Genomic DNA, 15,657 nt, shown 5'->3' with positions numbered 1-15,657 from the left:
CGATCCGATGACGGAGGAGCAGACGACGCGTCGACCGACCGTGTACGACGTCGCGCAGGAGGCGAGAGTCTCGATCGCGTCGGTGTCGTTCGCCTTCCGCCGCCCCGACAAGCTCAGCGACGCGACGCGCCAGCGGGTGCTCGACGCCGCTCGGCGGCTGGGATACGCCCCGAGCGGCGCCGCCCGCGGGCTCGCGCGCGGGCGCACCGGGATCCTCGGTCTGCACGCCTTCGACCTGCTGCTCGAGCGGGCCGACCCGCGGGCGCAACCCCTCAGCGGGATGCAGTCGCCGGCGCTCGACACCGGGGGAGTGATCCCCTGGGACCAGACCGACGACGACGTGCTGTCGGACCCCCGCGCCTTCCCGCTGTACGTCGACGAGGTCCAGCGCGGTTTCGAGCTGGAGTGCTGGGCGCTGGGACGACCGGTCATGCTCAGCAGCGGATCGGATGCCGATGTCTCGGTCGCCGACACCGTCGGCCGCGTCGATGGACTGGCGATCTTCCCGTCCCCCCAGACCGCCCCGACCCTGGCGCGGCACACACCGAGCATTCCGATCGTGCTCTTCAGCGCCGCCCCGGCCGACGATCCCCACCACCGCGTGCGGGTCGACAATGCGCGAGGGATGCGCGACCTCGTCGCCCACCTCGTCGAGGAGCACGCCGCGACCGATATCGCCTTCGTCGGGCGCCTCGAGGCGACGGATGCCGTGGAGCGTCGGGACGCGATGATCGCGGAGCTCGAGGCCCGCGGCATCCGCCCTCGTCTCGACTCCATCGACGCGACCGTGCGCGGCGAGGACGAGCTCGTGCCGCAGGTGCGCGCGCTCCTCGCCGAGGGGCGGATGCCGCGGGCCTTCGCCTGCGCGACCGATCAGAACGCCTTCACCCTTCTCGACGTCCTGGCGGCGGAGGGGGTGCGGGTGCCGGACGACGTGATCGTGACCGGGTTCGACGGCACGCTCGGATCGCGCCTGACCACCCCGCCGCTGACGACGGTCCGCCAGCCGATGGAGGCAATGGGACGAGCCGCCGCGCGGATCCTCGCCGGAACGGCGGGCTCGCCGCCGGAGGGCGGGGCGTTCGACGTCGTTTTCGAGCCGCAGGTGCTGGTGCGTCGCAGCTGCGGCTGCTGAGGTTCCATCCGTCGTCGACGGGCCGGTGGTGTGCCGTTGGGCGGAGTTCGTGGGTGACAGGCCGGTTCGGGATGCCGTGGCTGGGCGTGTCGGCGGGGGGTTCCGCGGGACGGTTTGGGGGCGGTGGGGTGTGCCGTTGGGCGGAGTTCGTGGGTGACACGCCGGTCCGGGATGCCGTGGCTGGGCGTGTCGGCGGGGGTTTCCGCGGGACGGTTTGGGGGCGGTGGGGTGTGCCGTCGGGCGGAGTTCGTGGGTGACACGCCGGTCCGGGATGCCGTGGCCGGGCGTGTCCGCCCGGGACTCCGCGGGACGGTTCGCGACCGTTCGGCTCAGGCCGCGTTCCACCGCAGCCGCGGGGCGCCCAGATCCGCCCGTAATGCTGAGGGATCGGCGACCGGGAACATCGTGATGAGGAGTCCGTCGACCGCGTAGGCCAGAGCCGCGGTGCCCTCGGGCAGCGGGGCGCCGAGAGCGATGCGCGCGGTGCGGCCCTCGGCCTGCTCGGTCAGGGCATCTGGGCGGGCCAGCAACGCCGACGCGGCCGCGGCGGCGCGCGATAGGAGCGTCTGCGCGCCGGCCCACGGGGTGAACGCCCCGGCCTCGAGTCCGCACGCGCGTTCCAAGTCGCTCGTCACCCACCGCTCGCGTTTCAGGCCGTAGGGGGTGGGGGTGGTCGAGAGCAGGTAGCCGTAGACGTGCAGGACCCCGGCGTTGCCGATCGGCCACGTCGCCGCCAGGCCCGCACGGCGGTGCAGCTCGTCGAACAGGGCGCGGGGGAGCACCGCCGCCCCGACGTTCTCGTCGATCACCGTCGAGTGTCCCCACGCGGCGAAGCGGCCGGCCGCGCGATCCTCGGCGAGCGCGGCGGAGAGCCAGGGGAGGGAGTCGATTGCGGCGACGGGGTCGGTGACCGCGAGGTGCGCGGCGGCGTCGAGGGTGTGCACCGCTCCACGCTAGGGCGGGCGCGGGGGCGCACAGGCGCCGTTCATCCATCGTTTACACGATGTGGACATTACGTCCACATATGACATGCATCATGGACGCAACGTCCACGACAGGAGTTCACCCGTGCCCCGCCCCGTCCTCATCTTCGACTTCGACGGCACCGTCGCCCTCGGCGACGGCCCCCTGTTGGCCTACGCCCGCGCGGTCGCCGTGCACACGGCATCCGCCGACGATTTCGTCTCGGCCGTCGCCGCTCAGCTGGCCGCTCCCGCCGACGGCGTCATCGACGGCTACGACGCCGTCCGTCGCCTCGCGCTCGAGGCCGATGTCGACGACACCGCTCTCGCCGCGGCGTACACGCGCAGCCGAACTCAGCTCGGCGGGCCCGACGCGCCGGTTTCGGCGGCCCCGGGGCTGGCGGACTTCCTCGCGCGGGTGGATGCCGAGCGCCTCCTCGTCACGAACGCCCCCTCCACCCGCCTCGACGAGGCGCTCTCCGCGATGGGCCTGGACGCACTGTTCGACCGCATCGTCACCGACGCCGCCAAGCCCGCAGGGCTCGAGGCCCTGCTCGACGATCTCGGCGACGGTGTCCCGGTGCTCACGGTCGGTGACGTGTGGCGCAACGACCTCGCGCCCGCCCACGCCCGCGGCCTCGATACCGCCCTGGTCGGCGGGTACCTCGATCCATCCGCCACTCCGACCTTCCGAGCCGACACCCTCGACGAGCTGCTTCCCGCGCTCGCCGCGTGGGTCGAGGCCGCCTCCGTCGACGCTCCCCCCGCCGCACACCTGTCGTCCCACGCCTGAATCCCACCCGAACCGCAGAGGAATCATGAACACTCGTCGCACCCGTCTCGCCGCGGCCTTCGCCACCGCCGCCCTCGCCTCGATCGCCCTGGCCGGCTGTTCCGGCACCGCGGGCGCCGCCTCCGGTCCCGCCGCCGACCCGAGCTCGCTCGTGCTCGCGCTCGTCCCGTCGCAGGACCAGGCGAACCTCGTCGACACCGCGAAGCCCCTCACCGACATGCTCACCGAGAAGCTCGGCATCCCGGTCACCGGAGTCGTCTCGAAGGACTACCAGGCCGCCGTCGAGGCGATGGGCGCCGGTCAGGCGCAGATCGGGTTCCTGCCCTCGCTGCAGCTGTGGCAGGCGAACGACCGCTACGGCGCCTCGGTCGTGCTGCAGACCGAACGCAACGGCAACATCACCTACCCGGGCCAGTTCATGACGAACAACCCTGACAAGTACTGCGAGACCCCGATCGTCGAGCGCGACGGCATGTCGTTCTGCAACGGTGCCGACGCCCTGCACGGCCCCGCGGGTCTGGACAGCATCTCGAAGATCGCCGGTGCGAAGGTCGCCGTCCTCGGGCCCGGCTCGCCCGCGGGCTACATCTACCCGATGCTCGCGCTCAAGGAGGCCGGCGTCGACATCGACAGCGGCTTCCAGAAGGTTCCCGTCACGGCCAACGACGCCTCGGTGCTCGCGGTCTACAACGGCGACGCCGAGGTCGGCTTCAGCTTCTGGGACGCCCGCACCCTGGTGAAGAAGGACAAGTCGGACGTGGGCCAGAAGGTCGTCGTCTTCGGCCTGACCAACGAGATCCCCAACGACGGCGTGGCCGTGTCGAAGGACCTCTCGCCCGAGCTGCAGCAGAAGATCTCGACGGCGCTCGCCGACTACTCCGCGACCGACGAGGGCTCCGCCGCCCTCAAGGCCGTGTACTCGATCACCAAGCTCGCCCCGGCCGACCCCTCGTCGCTCGACGTGGTCGCTCGCGCCGCCCAGCAGCTCGGACTCCAGTGACGACCGGATCGCTCACCCCGGGCGTCGAGGCACTGGCCTCGGCGCCCTGGGGCATCCGTCTCGACGGCGTCTCGGTGCGATACCCCAACGGCACGGTGGGGCTCAAGGATGTCTCTCTCGAGATCGCGCCCGGCGAGCTGATCGCCGTCGTGGGGCTCTCGGGTTCGGGCAAGTCCACGCTGATCCGCACGATCAACGGGCTCGTACCCGCGACCTCGGGCGTGGTCGAGGTCGGCGGTCGACGTGTCGACGGCGCTTCGGGGCGCCGGCTGCGCGAGCTCCGCGGGCATATCGGCATGGTGTTCCAGAGCTTCAACCTCGCCGGGCGCACCACGGTGCTCAACAACGTGCTGGTCGGTCGTCTCGCGCACACCCCGCTGTGGCGCACGCTGTTCGGGGCGTATCGCGAGGACGACCGCCGCTTGGCGTTCGAGGCCCTCGACCGCGTGGGACTGCTGCCCAAGGTCTGGGACCGCGCGTCGGCCCTCTCCGGTGGGCAACAGCAGCGCGTGGCCATCGCCCGCGCGCTGACGCAGCAGCCGCGGATCGTCCTCGCCGACGAACCCGTCGCGAGCCTCGACCCGCCCACGGCCCGCGGCGTCATGGACGACCTGCGTCGCATCAACGAAGACCTCGGCATCACGGTGCTCGTCAACCTGCATCTTCTCGACCTCGCACGCGAGTACGGCACGCGCATGATCGGCATGCGCGCCGGCGAAGTCGTCTACGACGGCCCCGCGGCATCCGCCACCGACGCCGACTTCGCGCAGATCTACGGCCGCTCGGTGACCGCAGCCGACAGGCTCGAGCGATGACGGTCCTCACCGTCCCCCCTCGTCCGAAGGGGAGATGGATGCCGTGGACCGCCGCGGCGATCGTCGTCGCGGTGACCGTCTTCATGTGCCTGCCGGGGGTCGGAGTGGGTCTCGACGTCGCCGCCATCGCGCGCAACTGGCAGCAGGGCGCGCTCCGGATCGGCGAACTGCTGACCCCGGACTGGTCGTTCTTCCCGCGCACCGTCGGTCCGATCCTCGAGACGCTGCAGATGGCCGTGATCGGCACGGCGGTGGGGGCGGCGATCTCTCTGCCGGTGAGCTTCTGGGCTGCCCGGCCGACGAACCCCTTCACGCCGACGCGGGCGGTGGTGCGCGGCATCCTGAACGTCATCCGCGCCGTGCCCGAGCTCGTGTACGCGGCGGTGCTCGTCGCGATGGTCGGGGTGGGGGCTCTTCCCGGCATCCTGGCGCTCGTGCTGTTCAACGTCGGCATCATCGTCAAGCTCGTCTCGGAGTCCATCGACGCGACCGACCTCGGCCCCCTCGAGGCGGGGCGGGCCGCGGGGGCGACGCAGACGCAGATCAATCGTGCGATCGCCCTCCCCGACACCTGGCCCGCGTTCGTGTCGCAGACGCTCTACGTGTTCGAGCTGAACGTGCGCGCCTCGACCGTGCTGGGCCTGGTCGGCGCGGGCGGTATCGGTCTGCTCATCGACGCCGTCCGCACGTTCTACCGCTACGACCAGCTGTCGCTCGTCATCGTCGAGATCCTCGTGATCGTCGTCGTGCTCGACACCGTCAGCGACGCGATCCGCCGGAGGCTCGTATGACCGCCCTCGCCCCCGCACGCCCCGCGGCGCTCCTCGTGCCGCCCCGCCGACGGCGCCCCCTGCGCACCCTGTCGTGGGTCGTCGTGAGCGTCATCGTGATCGCCGCGTTCTGGTCCGCCGACATCGCGTGGTCGAGGCTGGGCGAGCTGCCCGCCGAGATCGCGCGCTACCTCGGGCTGATGTTCGCCTCGCCGAACTGGGCGAAGCTCCCCGAGGCGCTCTGGCAGACCTGGCGTAGCGTCGAGATGGCGTGGATCGGTACGGTCCTCGGCATCCTGATCGCCACCCCCCTCTCGCTGATCTCGGCGCGCGGCTTCGGACCGGCGCCCGTGCGCGCGGTGCTGCGCTTCGTCTTCTCGCTCGTTCGGGCGGTGCCCGAGCTCGTGTTCGCGATCATCATCCTGTCGGTGACCGGCCTCACCCCGCTGACCGGGGCGCTCGCTCTGGCGATCGGCGGCGTCGGCACGCTCGGCAAGTGGGGCTACGAGGCCGTCGAGAACGTCTCGCCCGGTCCCATCGAGGCCGCTCGCGCCGCGGGAGGCTCGACCGCGCAGGTGCTCCGCTGGGGTGTCTGGCCCCAGGCCTCGCCGACGTTCCTGTCGTTCTGGCTGTACCGCTTCGAGATCAACGTGCGCGCCTCGGCCGTGCTCGGTCTGATCGGGGTCGGCGGGATCGGCGACATGCTCACCTCGTACACCCAGTACCGTGAGTGGTCGACGGTCGGGATGCTCCTGATCGTCGTGGTGATCGTCACCGTCGCCATCGACGCGGTCTCGGGCCGCATCCGCCGCCGCATCATGGAGGGTCCGCGTGTCCGCTGAGGTCCCCGTGACCGCCCGCATCGCGGCCGTCCGCAACTCGCTGCAGCCGAGCGAGCGCCGCGTCGCCGACCTCATCGTCGACGATCCGGATGCCGTGATCGAACTCACCGCGCAGCAGATCGCCGACCGTGTCGGGGTGGGTCGATCCACCGTCGTGCGTGCCTGCCAGACCTTCGGCTACCGCGGCTACCCGCAGTTGCGCGTGGCGCTCGCCGCGGAACGCGGACGCCGCGCGGTGCCCCCGGTCGCCGAGGACGGCGCGCTCGGCGGCATCCGTTCGGCGATCGATCGCATCGCCGACGACCTCCGCACCGCCACGAGCCTGCTGGACGCCGACGGGGTCGACGCCGCGGTGGATGCGGTGGTGGGCGCTCGACGCCTGCTCGTCGTGGCGAGTGGGCTGTCTGCTCCGGTCGCCACCGATCTCGCGATGCGCCTGACCGCCGTGGGGCGCCCGGCCGAGACGCTCGGCGACCCGATCGGCCAGCAGATCGCGGCTCGCCACCTCTCGACCGACGACGTCTGCGTCGTGATCAGCGGTTCGGGCGCCAACGAGGCGAGCCTGCGGGCGGCGTCGGCGGCGCGCGCGGCCGGGGCGCGCGTGATCGCGCTGACCTCGTTCGTCGCGTCCCCCTTGACCGAGCGCGCCGACCTGTCGCTCGTGCTCGCCTCGGGCGGGACGTTCCGCGACGAGCTCGAGCACACCTCGCGCATCGCCCACGCGGTCTTCGCCGAGGCGTTCGTCGACGCCGTCGCTCGCGCGCGGGCGGGCGATGCCGACCTCGCTCGCGAGCGCGTGCTCGAGATCCTCTCGGACAACCTCGGCGACGCCGGCTGAGGCCCGGGCCCCGCGGCATCCTGTTCCGCCGTGGGCTTTCCGTGCCGTCGCGCGGAGACGGCGGTCGACACGCCGATTCGGGATGCCGGCGCCCGGCGTGTCGGGCACGGACTCCGCCTGACGGCTCGGGCCCGATACCGCTACTGCGCGAGCCGCAGCGCCGTCCAGACCTCCGCCCGGACGGCGAACGACGACAGATCGCGGCCGAGTACGCGCTCGGCCTGCGCGATGCGCGCGCGGACGGGTATGGCGATGGATGCCGAGGGCGTGGGCCGTCGCCTCGTGCGAGCAGTCGTGGGCGAGCCATGCGTCCAGGGTCTCGAGCAGCGCGGAGCCCTGTGCCTCGTCGTGTGCGCGCAGGGGAGTCAGGGCGCCTGCCGCGACGCTGCGCGCGGCCTCGGAGTCGAGGGCGGCGAGCAGTCCCGCCCGTGCCGTGTCGGCGAAGTCGGCGACCCCGGGGGTCGAGAGGCGCTCGCGCGCCGTGCGCGCCTGCGCGAGGGCGCTCGAGAACGCGTCGTATCCGGTGGGGGCGGAGCACCCCACGACGATCTCGAAGCGGTCGGCGATCTCATCGAGCAGAGCTCGTCCCGCGGTGGGCACGACGATGACGAGTCCGTCGTCTCCGCGGCCGAAGAACACCTCGCCGCGTCCCTCTTGGGTCCGCGTCTCGAGCCACTCGCCGAGGGCGGCGGAACGCGAGGCCGCGGTCGGGGTCAGCGCGACGAGCACCGGGGCCGAGGGGAGGGGGCCGAACAGATCGCGCGACGCGCGACGCGCCAGGGTCGGATCGTCTGCGCCGAGCGACTGCACGAGTCCCGCACGGAAGGTGCCGATCGCGCGGCCCAGTCCGTCCTGCTGCTCGAGGGCGAGGGCAGCCATCGCCACGACGGCCGTGACGACGCTTCGCGCCTCGTGGTCGAGATCGTCGGCGGCGATCACGAGGGCTCCGCGCAGGTGCCCGCCCCGGCCGAGGGTCTGCACGCTCACCGGGGTGTCGGCGACCCGGAGGGCGGAGGCCGCTCGCGTGCCGCGGCGCAGCATCGTGGTCACCTCGGCCGTCACGGCCTCGATCACCGGGGCGGCGAGGGATCCGGCGGGGTGGGCGGTGCGCAAGGCTCCCGCGGCGTCGAAGAGTGCGACCCAGCAGCCGAGTTGCCGCGAGAGCTCCGCCAGCGTGGCGGTGAGCCCGTCGGGGCGGAGGGCGGCGAGCGAGACGGCGCGCTGGGCGGCGAGCGACCAACTGCGCCGGGCGTAGGCGTCGGCGGCGATGGCTTCGGCTCCGGCTCGGGCCACGGCGATGAAGGGGGTGCGGTAGGGCACCTCGAACAACGGCATGCCCGCGGACAGGCACGCCGCCGCCAGCCCCGCCGGGATGCCGTCGCGCACCACCTCGGTGCCGAACCCCAGAGCCCGTACACCGCGGGCGAGCAGGCGGCCCACGTACGCCGGGTAATCGGCCGTGTCGACGAACTGCGTCCCCGTCGTCAGCAACACGAGACCCTCGCTGAGGAACGGCGTCGGATCGATGAGATCGCTGGAGTGCACCCACCGCACCGGGCGGTCGATGCTCCCGGGTGCGAGCTCGTCCTCACCGGTGACGAGGCGCAACCGCAGATCGCGTCGAGAGAGAAGGGCCCGCAGGCTCGGCGGGGCGGCGGCGGTGTCGACCATGGCGGCTCCTGTACGGCTCGTATACGGCGCTGCCTGCGACTGTACATGGAGGAGAGTGCGGGCTCTGTCGCGGCGTCCGTAGCATCGCGCCATGAGCCTCGACACCCTCCCCCTCGTCGGCGGTCCGTCCCTCGCCCAGGAGCGCCGCCTCGTCACCGCCATCCCCGGCCCCCGCTCGCAGCAGCTGCTGGACCGCAAGGCCGCCGCCGTGGCATCCGGTGTCGGTCACACCGTCCCGATCCAGGCCGTCGCCGCGGGTGGGGGAGTCGTCGTCGACGTCGACGGCAATTCGCTCATCGACCTCGGCTCGGGCATCGCCGTCACCAGCGTCGGCAATGCCCACCCGGCCGTGGTCAAGGCCGTGCAGGAGCAGGTCGCGGCCTTCACCCACACGTGCTTCATGATCTCGCCGTACGAGTCCTACGTCGCCGTCGCCGAGGCCCTCAACCGCCTCACCCCCGGCGACCACGAGAAGAAGAGCGCCCTGTTCAACTCCGGAGCCGAAGCGGTCGAGAACGCGGTGAAGATTGCCCGCAAGTTCACCGGTCGCCAGGCCGTCGTCGCCTTCGATCACGCCTATCACGGCCGCACCAACCTGACGATGGCGCTGACGGCCAAGAACATGCCGTACAAGAGCGGCTTCGGCCCCTTCGCCGCCGAGGTGTACCGCGCACCCCTGTCGTACCCCTTCCGCGACGGGCTCTCCGGCCCCGAGGCCGCGGCCAAGGCCATCTCGCTGATCGAGAAGCAGGTCGGCGCCGACAACCTCGCCGCCGTCATCATCGAGCCCATCCAGGGCGAGGGCGGCTTCATCGTCCCCGCCGACGGATTCCTCAACGCGATCGTGGACTGGTGCCGCGACAACGGCGTCGTCTTCATCGCCGACGAGGTGCAGTCGGGTTTCGCGCGCACCGGCGCGATGTTCGCCAGCGAGCTGTTCGGCATCGTCCCCGACCTCGTCACCACCGCCAAGGGCATTGCCGCGGGTCTCCCGCTCGCGGCCGTCACCGGTCGCGCCGACATCATGGATGCCACCCACACGGGCGGACTGGGAGGCACCTACGGCGGTAACCCGATCGCGTGCGCCGCGGCTCTGGCATCCATCGACGCTTTCGAGAACGAGGGGCTCATCGAGCGCGCTCAACAGATCGGCGAGCTCCTGAAGGGGCGCCTGCACGAGCTGCAGCAGAACGACCCGCGCATCGGCGACGTGCGTGGACACGGCGCGATGATCGCCGCCGAGTTCGTCGACCCCGTCACGGGCGCACCCGACGCCTCCCTCACCGCGGCCGTGGCGAAGGCCGCGATCGCCGAGGGCGTCATCGTGCTCACCTGCGGCACCTACGGCAACGTGATCCGCTTCCTCCCGCCGCTGTCGATCGGCGACGACCTGCTCGACGAGGGCCTCGACGTCGTCGCGGCCGCCCTCGCGCGCAACTGACGAACGCCCCGACGTCGGCGTCGACGCGAACGCCGCCGTCGGGGCCACACCTCCGACTCCGCACGACAAGTAAGGACGTTTTCATGGACGAGATCACCCGAGACGTGGTCGTCATCGGAGCCGGCGCCGCCGGTCTCACCGCCGCCAACGATCTTCGCAAGGCCGGACTCTCGGTCACCGTGCTCGAGGCGCGCGACCGCGTCGGCGGGCGTCTGTGGACCGACGTGGTCGACGGAGCGATGCTCGAACTGGGCGGCCAGTGGGTCTCGCCCGACCAGCAGGCGCTCATCGACACCGTCGCCGACCTGGGACTGTCGACCTACAGCCGCTACCGCGAGGGCGACAGCGTCTACGTCGGCCCCGACGGTCGGGCCAAGCGCTTCACCGGCGAGATGTTCCCCGTCGCGCCCGAGACCGAGAAGGCCATCGACGAGGTGACCGCGCTCCTCGATGAGATGGTGGCCGAGATCGACCCGGACCGGCCGTGGGATCACCCCCGGGCCGCCGAGTGGGACCGGATCTCGTGGGACGCCTGGCTGCGCGAGCAGACCGACGACGACGAGGCCGTCCGCAACCTGGCGTTCGCCACGGGCTCCGCGATGCTCACCAAGCCCACGCACACCTTCTCGCTGCTGCAGTCGCTGCACATGGCGGCATCCGCGGGCTCGTACTCGAACCTCGTCGACGCCGACTTCATCCTCGACAAGCGCGTCGTCGGCGGCCTCCAGCAGGTGCCCGAGCTGCTGGCCGAGCGCCTCGGCGACGACGTGCTGCTGAACCAGCCGGTGCGCCGCGTCATCTGGGGCGACGTCGCCGCGACAGCGGAGCGCCCCGCCGACTCGGCGACGGGACAGCGGGTCGACGACCTGCGCGCGTTGACCGCTCGCGTCGAGGCCGCGAAGACCTCCTCTTCTGGGGTCACGGTGATCGCGGACGGCGTCACCGTCCGTGCCCGCTTCGCCATCTTGGCGCTGGCGCCCGTGCTGTACTCGCGCATCTCGTTCGAGCCTCCGCTGCCGCGCCTGCAGCACCAGATGCACCAGCACCTCTCGATGGGCTTCGTCATCAAGGTCCACGCCGTGTACGAGACCCCGTTCTGGCGCGAGGACGGCCTGTCGGGCACCGCCTTCAGCCCGTACGAACTGGCACACGAGGCCTACGACAACACCAACCACGGTGACGAGCGCGGAACCCTCGTGGGCTTCGTCTCGGACCACAACGCCGACGATCTGTTCCGCCTCAGCCCCGAGGAGCGCAAGGAGCGCATCCTCGACTCGCTCTCGCGCTACTACGGTCCCCGGGCGAAGGACCCCGTCGTCTACTACGAGAGCGACTGGGGCACCGAGGAATGGACCCGCGGCGCGTACGCCGCGAGCTTCGACATGGGCGGCCTGCACCGCTACGGCGCCGAGCTGCGCGAGAGCGTCGGACCCCTCCACCTCGCGTGCAGCGACATGGCCGGGGCCGGCTTCCAGCACGTCGACGGAGCGATCCGTCAGGGCCACCGTGCGGCCGACGAGATCCTCGATCGGACGCGCGGATGAGCGCCCGCCGCGTGGTGGTCGGCTACACCGCGACCGACGCCGGTGCCGACGCCCTCGCGCTCGGCGCGCGGCTGGGTGCCGCACTCGACGCCCCGGTGCACGCGGTCGTCGTGCTGCCGTCGGCGGAGAACAACGTCTCCATCCCGACGGATGCCGGGTACGAGCGCCTCGTGCAGGACACCGCCCGCGGCTGGCTGCGCGAGGCCGTGGCGCCCTATCCGGGCATCCGGGGCCACGTCCGCCTCGCCCAGGCGGTGTCGGACGGACTCGTCGCGGCGGCCGAGGAATTCGATGCCGAAGTCATCGTCGTCGGCACCGGCGGGGGAGGACCCCGCGGCCGTCACCGCCTCGGCACGACCGCCGAAGAGCTCGTCCACTCGGCGCCCGTCCCCGTCGCCCTCGCCGCCGAGGGCGCGCGCAAGGTCGACCCGTCCGTCGGGCTGCCGCGTATCACCGCCGCGATCGGCACGCGACCCGGAGCCGACGTCCTGCTCGACACCGCGGCATCCTTCTCCCGCCGGGCGAAGGCGCCCCTGCGGCTCCTCTCTCTCGCGGGCGTCGACCTGCCCGCTCGCGTCGACGCGTCGCTGACGCGGCTCACCGGCCAGGCGCACGCAGAGAGTGTGCTCGAGTCCGTTCGCTCGGCCCTTCCCGCCGAGATCGAGGCCGAGGCCGTCGTCGGCGCGGGCTCCGACATCGAAGACGCCGTCTCGCGCATCGACTGGCAGCCCGGCGAAGTGGCCCTCGTGGGCTCGAGCCGGCTCGCGCAGCCCCGCCGCCTGTTCCTCGGTTCCACCGCGGGGCGCATCCTCCGCGCCCTTCCCGTCCCCATGATCGTCGTGCCGCGCACCTCGGAGGCTTCCTCATGACCAGTTCTCCCAGCGGCGCGAGCCCGGCGCCCGACAGCGCCGTCACCACCGGCATCTCGAACAAGGGTCTCCGGGTCGGCTCGATCGGCATGATCGGCGCCGTCGTCATCGGGATCTCGACCATCGCCCCCGCCTACACGCTGACCGGTGCCCTCGGCCCGACCGTCTCGGCCGTCGGCTTCCAGGTGCCGGCGATCATCCTCGTCGGCTTCATCCCCATGCTTCTCGTCGCGCTCGGCTACCGCGAATTGAACTCGAAGATGCCGGATGCCGGCACCTCCTTCACCTGGGCAGCCCGCGCCTTCGGGCCGTGGGTCGGGTGGATGGCGGGCTGGGGCCTGATCGCCGCCACCGTCATCGTGCTGTCGAACCTCGCCGGTATCGCGGTGGACTTCCTGTTCCTGCTGATCGCGCAGGTCACCGGCAACGCCGAGATCGCCGAGCTGACCCGGGTCGTCCCGATCAACGTCGCGGTCTGCCTGATCTTCATGCTGCTGGCCACGATCGTGTCGTATCGCGACCTGCAGACCACCCAGCGCCTGCAGTACGGCCTGGTCGGGTTCCAGATCCTCGTGCTGCTGGTCTTCGCGGCCGCAGCCGTCGTCGAGATGCTCAACGGGAACGCTTTCGACGCGAGCCCCGTCCAGGCGTCCTGGTTCAACCCCTTCGAGGTCCCGTCCTTCAGCGCCTTCGCCGCCGGGCTCTCCCTGTCGATCTTCATCTTCTGGGGGTGGGACGTCATCCTCACGATGAACGAGGAGACGAAGGACCCCGACAAGACACCGGGTCGCGCCGCCACCGTGACGGTGTTCCTCATCGTCGCCCTGTACCTGCTGATCGCCGTCGCCCTGCTGATGTTCGCGGGCAACGGCACGGGGGAGTTGGGCCTCGGCAACGAGGACATCCAGGAGAACGTCTTCTTCCACCTGTCGGGCCCGATCCTCGGACCCCTCGCGTTCCTGGTCTCGCTCGCGGTGCTCACCAGCTCGGCATCCTCGCTGCAGGCGACCTTCGTCGGCCCCGCCCGCACGCTCCTGGCGATGGCCCACTACGACGCCCTGCCGAAGAAGTTCGCGAAGGTCAGCCCGCGCTTCTTCACCCCGGGCTACGCCACCATCGTCTCGGCGGTCGTCGCCTCCGTGTTCTACGCGGTCATGCGCGTGCTGAGCGAGAACGTGCTCACCGACACCATCACGGCCCTCGGCGCGATGATCTGCTTCTACTACGGTCTGACCGCGTTCGCGTGCGTCTGGTACTTCCGAAAGCAGTGGTTCGACTCGGTGCGCAACGTCTTCCTGACGCTGCTCGCCCCCCTCGTCGGCGGGCTGATCCTCGCGGTGCTGTTCGTCACCACCCTCATCGACAGCGCGAGCCCCGACTACGGCTCGGGCTCCGAGATCGGCGGTGTCGGCCTCGTGTTCGTGATCACCGTGGTGATCATCGTGGTCGGAATCGTGCTCATGATCGCCCAGCGCATCGCGAGCCCCGGCTTCTTCCGGGGTGAGACCCTGGGTCGAGAAGCCCCCGCCAGCGCCCGCCGCCGCATCAGGTCCTGACAACGAAACGAAAAGGAGCACCATGAGCGACTACGCCGTCGTCAATCCCGCCACCGGTGAGACCCTCGCCGAGTACGACACGTTGAGCGATGCCGGGGTCGATGCCGCCATCGCCTCCGCGCACGACGGGTACCGCGTCTGGTCGCGCACCGCTCCGGCCGAGCGCGCCGAGGGCCTGCGTCGCGTCGCCCAGCTGCACCGCGAACGCCGCGACGACCTCGCCGCGATCATCGTCCGCGAGATGGGCAAGCCCCTCGAGGCGGCGCTCGGCGAGGTCGACTTCGCCGCCGACATCACCGAGTACTACGCCGACAACATCGACAAGATCACCGGTGACAGCCCGCTGGACATCCTGGGCGAGGGATCCGCCGTGATCCGCCGCTCGCCGCTGGGCGTGCTGCTCGGCATCATGCCGTGGAACTTCCCGTACTACCAGGTCGCCCGTTTCGCGGCTCCGAACCTGGCTGTCGGCAACACGATCCTGCTTAAGCACGCACCCCAGTGCCCCGAGTCGGCCGAGGCCCTGCAGGCGATCTACCGCGACGCGGGCCTGCCCGAGGGCGCCTACGTGAACATCCGCGCCACCAACGAGCAGGCGGCGACCATCATCGCCGACCGTCGTGTGCAGGGCGTTTCGGTCACCGGGTCCGAGCGTGCGGGTGCCGCCGTGGCCGAGATCGCCGGTCGCAACCTCAAGAAGGTCGCGCTCGAACTCGGCGGGTCCGACCCGTTCATCCTCCTCTCCACGGATGACCTGGATGCCGCGGTCCAGGCGGCCGTCGATGCGCGCCTCGACAACAACGGGCAGTCGTGCAACGGCGCCAAGCGCTTCATCGTGATCGACGAGCTGTACGACGCCTTCCTCGAGAAGTTCACGGCGGCGCTGGGCGAAGCCAAGGTCGGCGACCCCTTCGCCGACGACACGGTGCTCGGGCCCCTGTCGTCGCTGGCCGCGGCCGAGCGCCTCGACGAGCAGGTCCAGCGCGCCCTCGCCCAAGGTGCGACCGTCGAGGTCGGCGGAACCCGCGACGGAGCGTTCTACCCGGGCACCGTGCTCACGGGAGTGACGCGCGAGATGGACGCCTACGGTGAGGAGTTCTTCGGCCCCGTCGGCACCGTCTATCGCGTCTCGAGCGAAGACGAGGCCGTCGACCTCGCGAACGACACCGGTTACGGTCTCGGCTCGTACGTCTTCACCACGGATGCCGAGCAGGCTCAGCGCATCGCCGATCGCATCGAGGCCGGCATGGTCTACGTCAACGTCGTGCTAGCCGACTCGCCCGAGCTGCCGTTCGGTGGTGTCAAGCGCAGTGGCACGTCGCGAGAGATGGGTCTGCTGGCGGCCGATGAGTTCGTGAACAAGAAGCTCATCCGCACGGCTTGAGGGGCTTTACGACGACGGCGGCATCCCGCGGGATGCC

General features: G+C 71.3%; 13 protein-coding genes and 1 pseudogene. 12 read left to right on the top strand and 2 right to left on the bottom strand.

The genetic code is table 11. From position 1 onward, the window contains the following. The first annotated feature begins 7 nt into the window (after window positions 1–7). The gene (locus tag QE416_RS01670) at window positions 8–1,135 is read left to right on the top strand and encodes a LacI family DNA-binding transcriptional regulator (protein WP_307312998.1); all 1,128 of its coding nucleotides are present in this window, start codon (window positions 8–10) and stop codon (window positions 1,133–1,135) included. A 329-nt stretch (window positions 1,136–1,464) separates the two neighbouring features. On the opposite strand, the gene QE416_RS01665 is transcribed toward QE416_RS01670, so the two are convergent. Then, entirely contained in the window at window positions 1,465–2,079 is a 615-nt protein-coding gene (locus QE416_RS01665) for an amino acid deaminase (protein ID WP_307312997.1), read from the bottom strand. Between the two features lie 124 nt (window positions 2,080–2,203). Between QE416_RS01665 and QE416_RS01660 the strand changes: the two genes are divergently transcribed. Genes QE416_RS01660 through QE416_RS01635 form a run of 6 tightly spaced genes read left to right on the top strand, consistent with a single transcriptional unit; the run spans window position 2,204 to window position 7,155 of the window. After that, entirely contained in the window at window positions 2,204–2,890 is a 687-nt protein-coding gene (locus tag QE416_RS01660) for an HAD family hydrolase (RefSeq protein WP_307312996.1), read from the top strand. A gap of 25 nt (window positions 2,891–2,915) precedes the next feature. Continuing rightward, entirely contained in the window at window positions 2,916–3,890 is a 975-nt protein-coding gene (locus QE416_RS01655) for a phosphate/phosphite/phosphonate ABC transporter substrate-binding protein (protein ID WP_267787916.1), read from the top strand. Beyond that, window positions 3,887–4,705 carry a phosphonate ABC transporter ATP-binding protein gene (gene phnC, locus QE416_RS01650; protein ID WP_210073300.1) on the top strand — a complete coding sequence of 273 codons (819 nt, stop codon included), beginning with the start codon at window positions 3,887–3,889 and terminating at the stop codon, window positions 4,703–4,705. The genes QE416_RS01655 and phnC overlap by 4 nt, the downstream gene beginning before the upstream one ends. 38 nt (window positions 4,706–4,743) lie before the next feature. Continuing rightward, entirely contained in the window at window positions 4,744–5,496 is a 753-nt protein-coding gene (phnE, locus tag QE416_RS01645; protein ID WP_210073302.1) for a phosphonate ABC transporter, permease protein PhnE, read from the top strand. Then, window positions 5,493–6,317 carry a phosphonate ABC transporter, permease protein PhnE gene (gene phnE, locus QE416_RS01640; RefSeq protein WP_267787914.1) on the top strand — a complete coding sequence of 275 codons (825 nt, stop codon included), beginning with the start codon at window positions 5,493–5,495 and terminating at the stop codon, window positions 6,315–6,317. The genes phnE (QE416_RS01645) and phnE (QE416_RS01640) overlap by 4 nt, the downstream gene beginning before the upstream one ends. Next, window positions 6,307–7,155, top strand: a complete 849-nt coding sequence (locus tag QE416_RS01635; protein WP_210073306.1) for a MurR/RpiR family transcriptional regulator — start codon at window positions 6,307–6,309, stop codon at window positions 7,153–7,155. The genes phnE (QE416_RS01640) and QE416_RS01635 overlap by 11 nt, the downstream gene beginning before the upstream one ends. Before the next feature lie 282 nt (window positions 7,156–7,437). Here the strand turns inward: QE416_RS01635 and QE416_RS01630 are convergent. Next, window positions 7,438–8,826: pseudogene (locus QE416_RS01630) on the bottom strand (PucR family transcriptional regulator ligand-binding domain-containing protein); the annotation flags it as partial. 91 nt (window positions 8,827–8,917) lie between these two features. On the opposite strand from QE416_RS01630, the gene gabT reads away from it, so the two are divergent. The 5 genes from gabT to QE416_RS01605 all read left to right on the top strand — a co-directional run bounded on the left by gabT (window position 8,918) and on the right by QE416_RS01605 (window position 15,620). Then, window positions 8,918–10,267, top strand: coding sequence for a 4-aminobutyrate--2-oxoglutarate transaminase (gabT, locus tag QE416_RS01625; protein WP_307312995.1), 1,350 nt, complete (start codon window positions 8,918–8,920; stop codon window positions 10,265–10,267). A gap of 83 nt (window positions 10,268–10,350) precedes the next feature. Continuing rightward, the gene (locus QE416_RS01620; protein ID WP_267787907.1) at window positions 10,351–11,811 is read left to right on the top strand and encodes an NAD(P)/FAD-dependent oxidoreductase; all 1,461 of its coding nucleotides are present in this window, start codon (window positions 10,351–10,353) and stop codon (window positions 11,809–11,811) included. Further along, window positions 11,808–12,680 carry a universal stress protein gene (locus QE416_RS01615; RefSeq protein ID WP_307312994.1) on the top strand — a complete coding sequence of 291 codons (873 nt, stop codon included), beginning with the start codon at window positions 11,808–11,810 and terminating at the stop codon, window positions 12,678–12,680. The genes QE416_RS01620 and QE416_RS01615 overlap by 4 nt, the downstream gene beginning before the upstream one ends. Further along, on the top strand, window positions 12,677–14,236 hold the full coding sequence (locus QE416_RS01610) for an APC family permease (protein ID WP_307312993.1): 1,560 nt from the start codon (window positions 12,677–12,679) through the stop codon (window positions 14,234–14,236). Before QE416_RS01615 ends, QE416_RS01610 begins: the two co-directional genes overlap by 4 nt. Window positions 14,237–14,258: 22 nt before the next feature. Continuing rightward, window positions 14,259–15,620 (top strand): NAD-dependent succinate-semialdehyde dehydrogenase, encoded by a 1,362-nt coding sequence (locus tag QE416_RS01605; protein WP_267787903.1) that lies wholly within the window; start codon window positions 14,259–14,261, stop codon window positions 15,618–15,620. Window positions 15,621–15,657 lie beyond the last annotated feature (37 nt).

Source organism: Microbacterium sp. SORGH_AS_0421 (genome assembly GCF_030818635.1).
Lineage (GTDB): Bacteria > Actinomycetota > Actinomycetes > Actinomycetales > Microbacteriaceae > Microbacterium.
The sequence above is the reverse complement of the archived record's forward strand: the minus strand, read 5'-3'. Positions and strand labels throughout refer to the sequence as shown.

Bases quoted from the DNA above. Each gene is read 5' to 3' on its own strand.
- QE416_RS01670 (WP_307312998.1), top strand. From the start codon at position 8: ATGACGGAGGAGCAGACGACGCGTCGACCGACCGTGTACGACGTCGCG.
- QE416_RS01655 (WP_267787916.1), top strand. From the start codon at position 2,916: ATGAACACTCGTCGCACCCGTCTCGCCGCGGCCTTCGCCACCGCCGCC.
- phnE (WP_210073302.1), top strand. From the start codon at position 4,744: ATGCCGTGGACCGCCGCGGCGATCGTCGTCGCGGTGACCGTCTTCATG.
- phnE (WP_267787914.1), top strand. From the start codon at position 5,493: ATGACCGCCCTCGCCCCCGCACGCCCCGCGGCGCTCCTCGTGCCGCCC.
- gabT (WP_307312995.1), top strand. From the start codon at position 8,918: ATGAGCCTCGACACCCTCCCCCTCGTCGGCGGTCCGTCCCTCGCCCAG.
- QE416_RS01620 (WP_267787907.1), top strand. From the start codon at position 10,351: ATGGACGAGATCACCCGAGACGTGGTCGTCATCGGAGCCGGCGCCGCC.
- QE416_RS01615 (WP_307312994.1), top strand. From the start codon at position 11,808: ATGAGCGCCCGCCGCGTGGTGGTCGGCTACACCGCGACCGACGCCGGT.
- QE416_RS01610 (WP_307312993.1), top strand. From the start codon at position 12,677: ATGACCAGTTCTCCCAGCGGCGCGAGCCCGGCGCCCGACAGCGCCGTC.
- QE416_RS01605 (WP_267787903.1), top strand. From the start codon at position 14,259: ATGAGCGACTACGCCGTCGTCAATCCCGCCACCGGTGAGACCCTCGCC.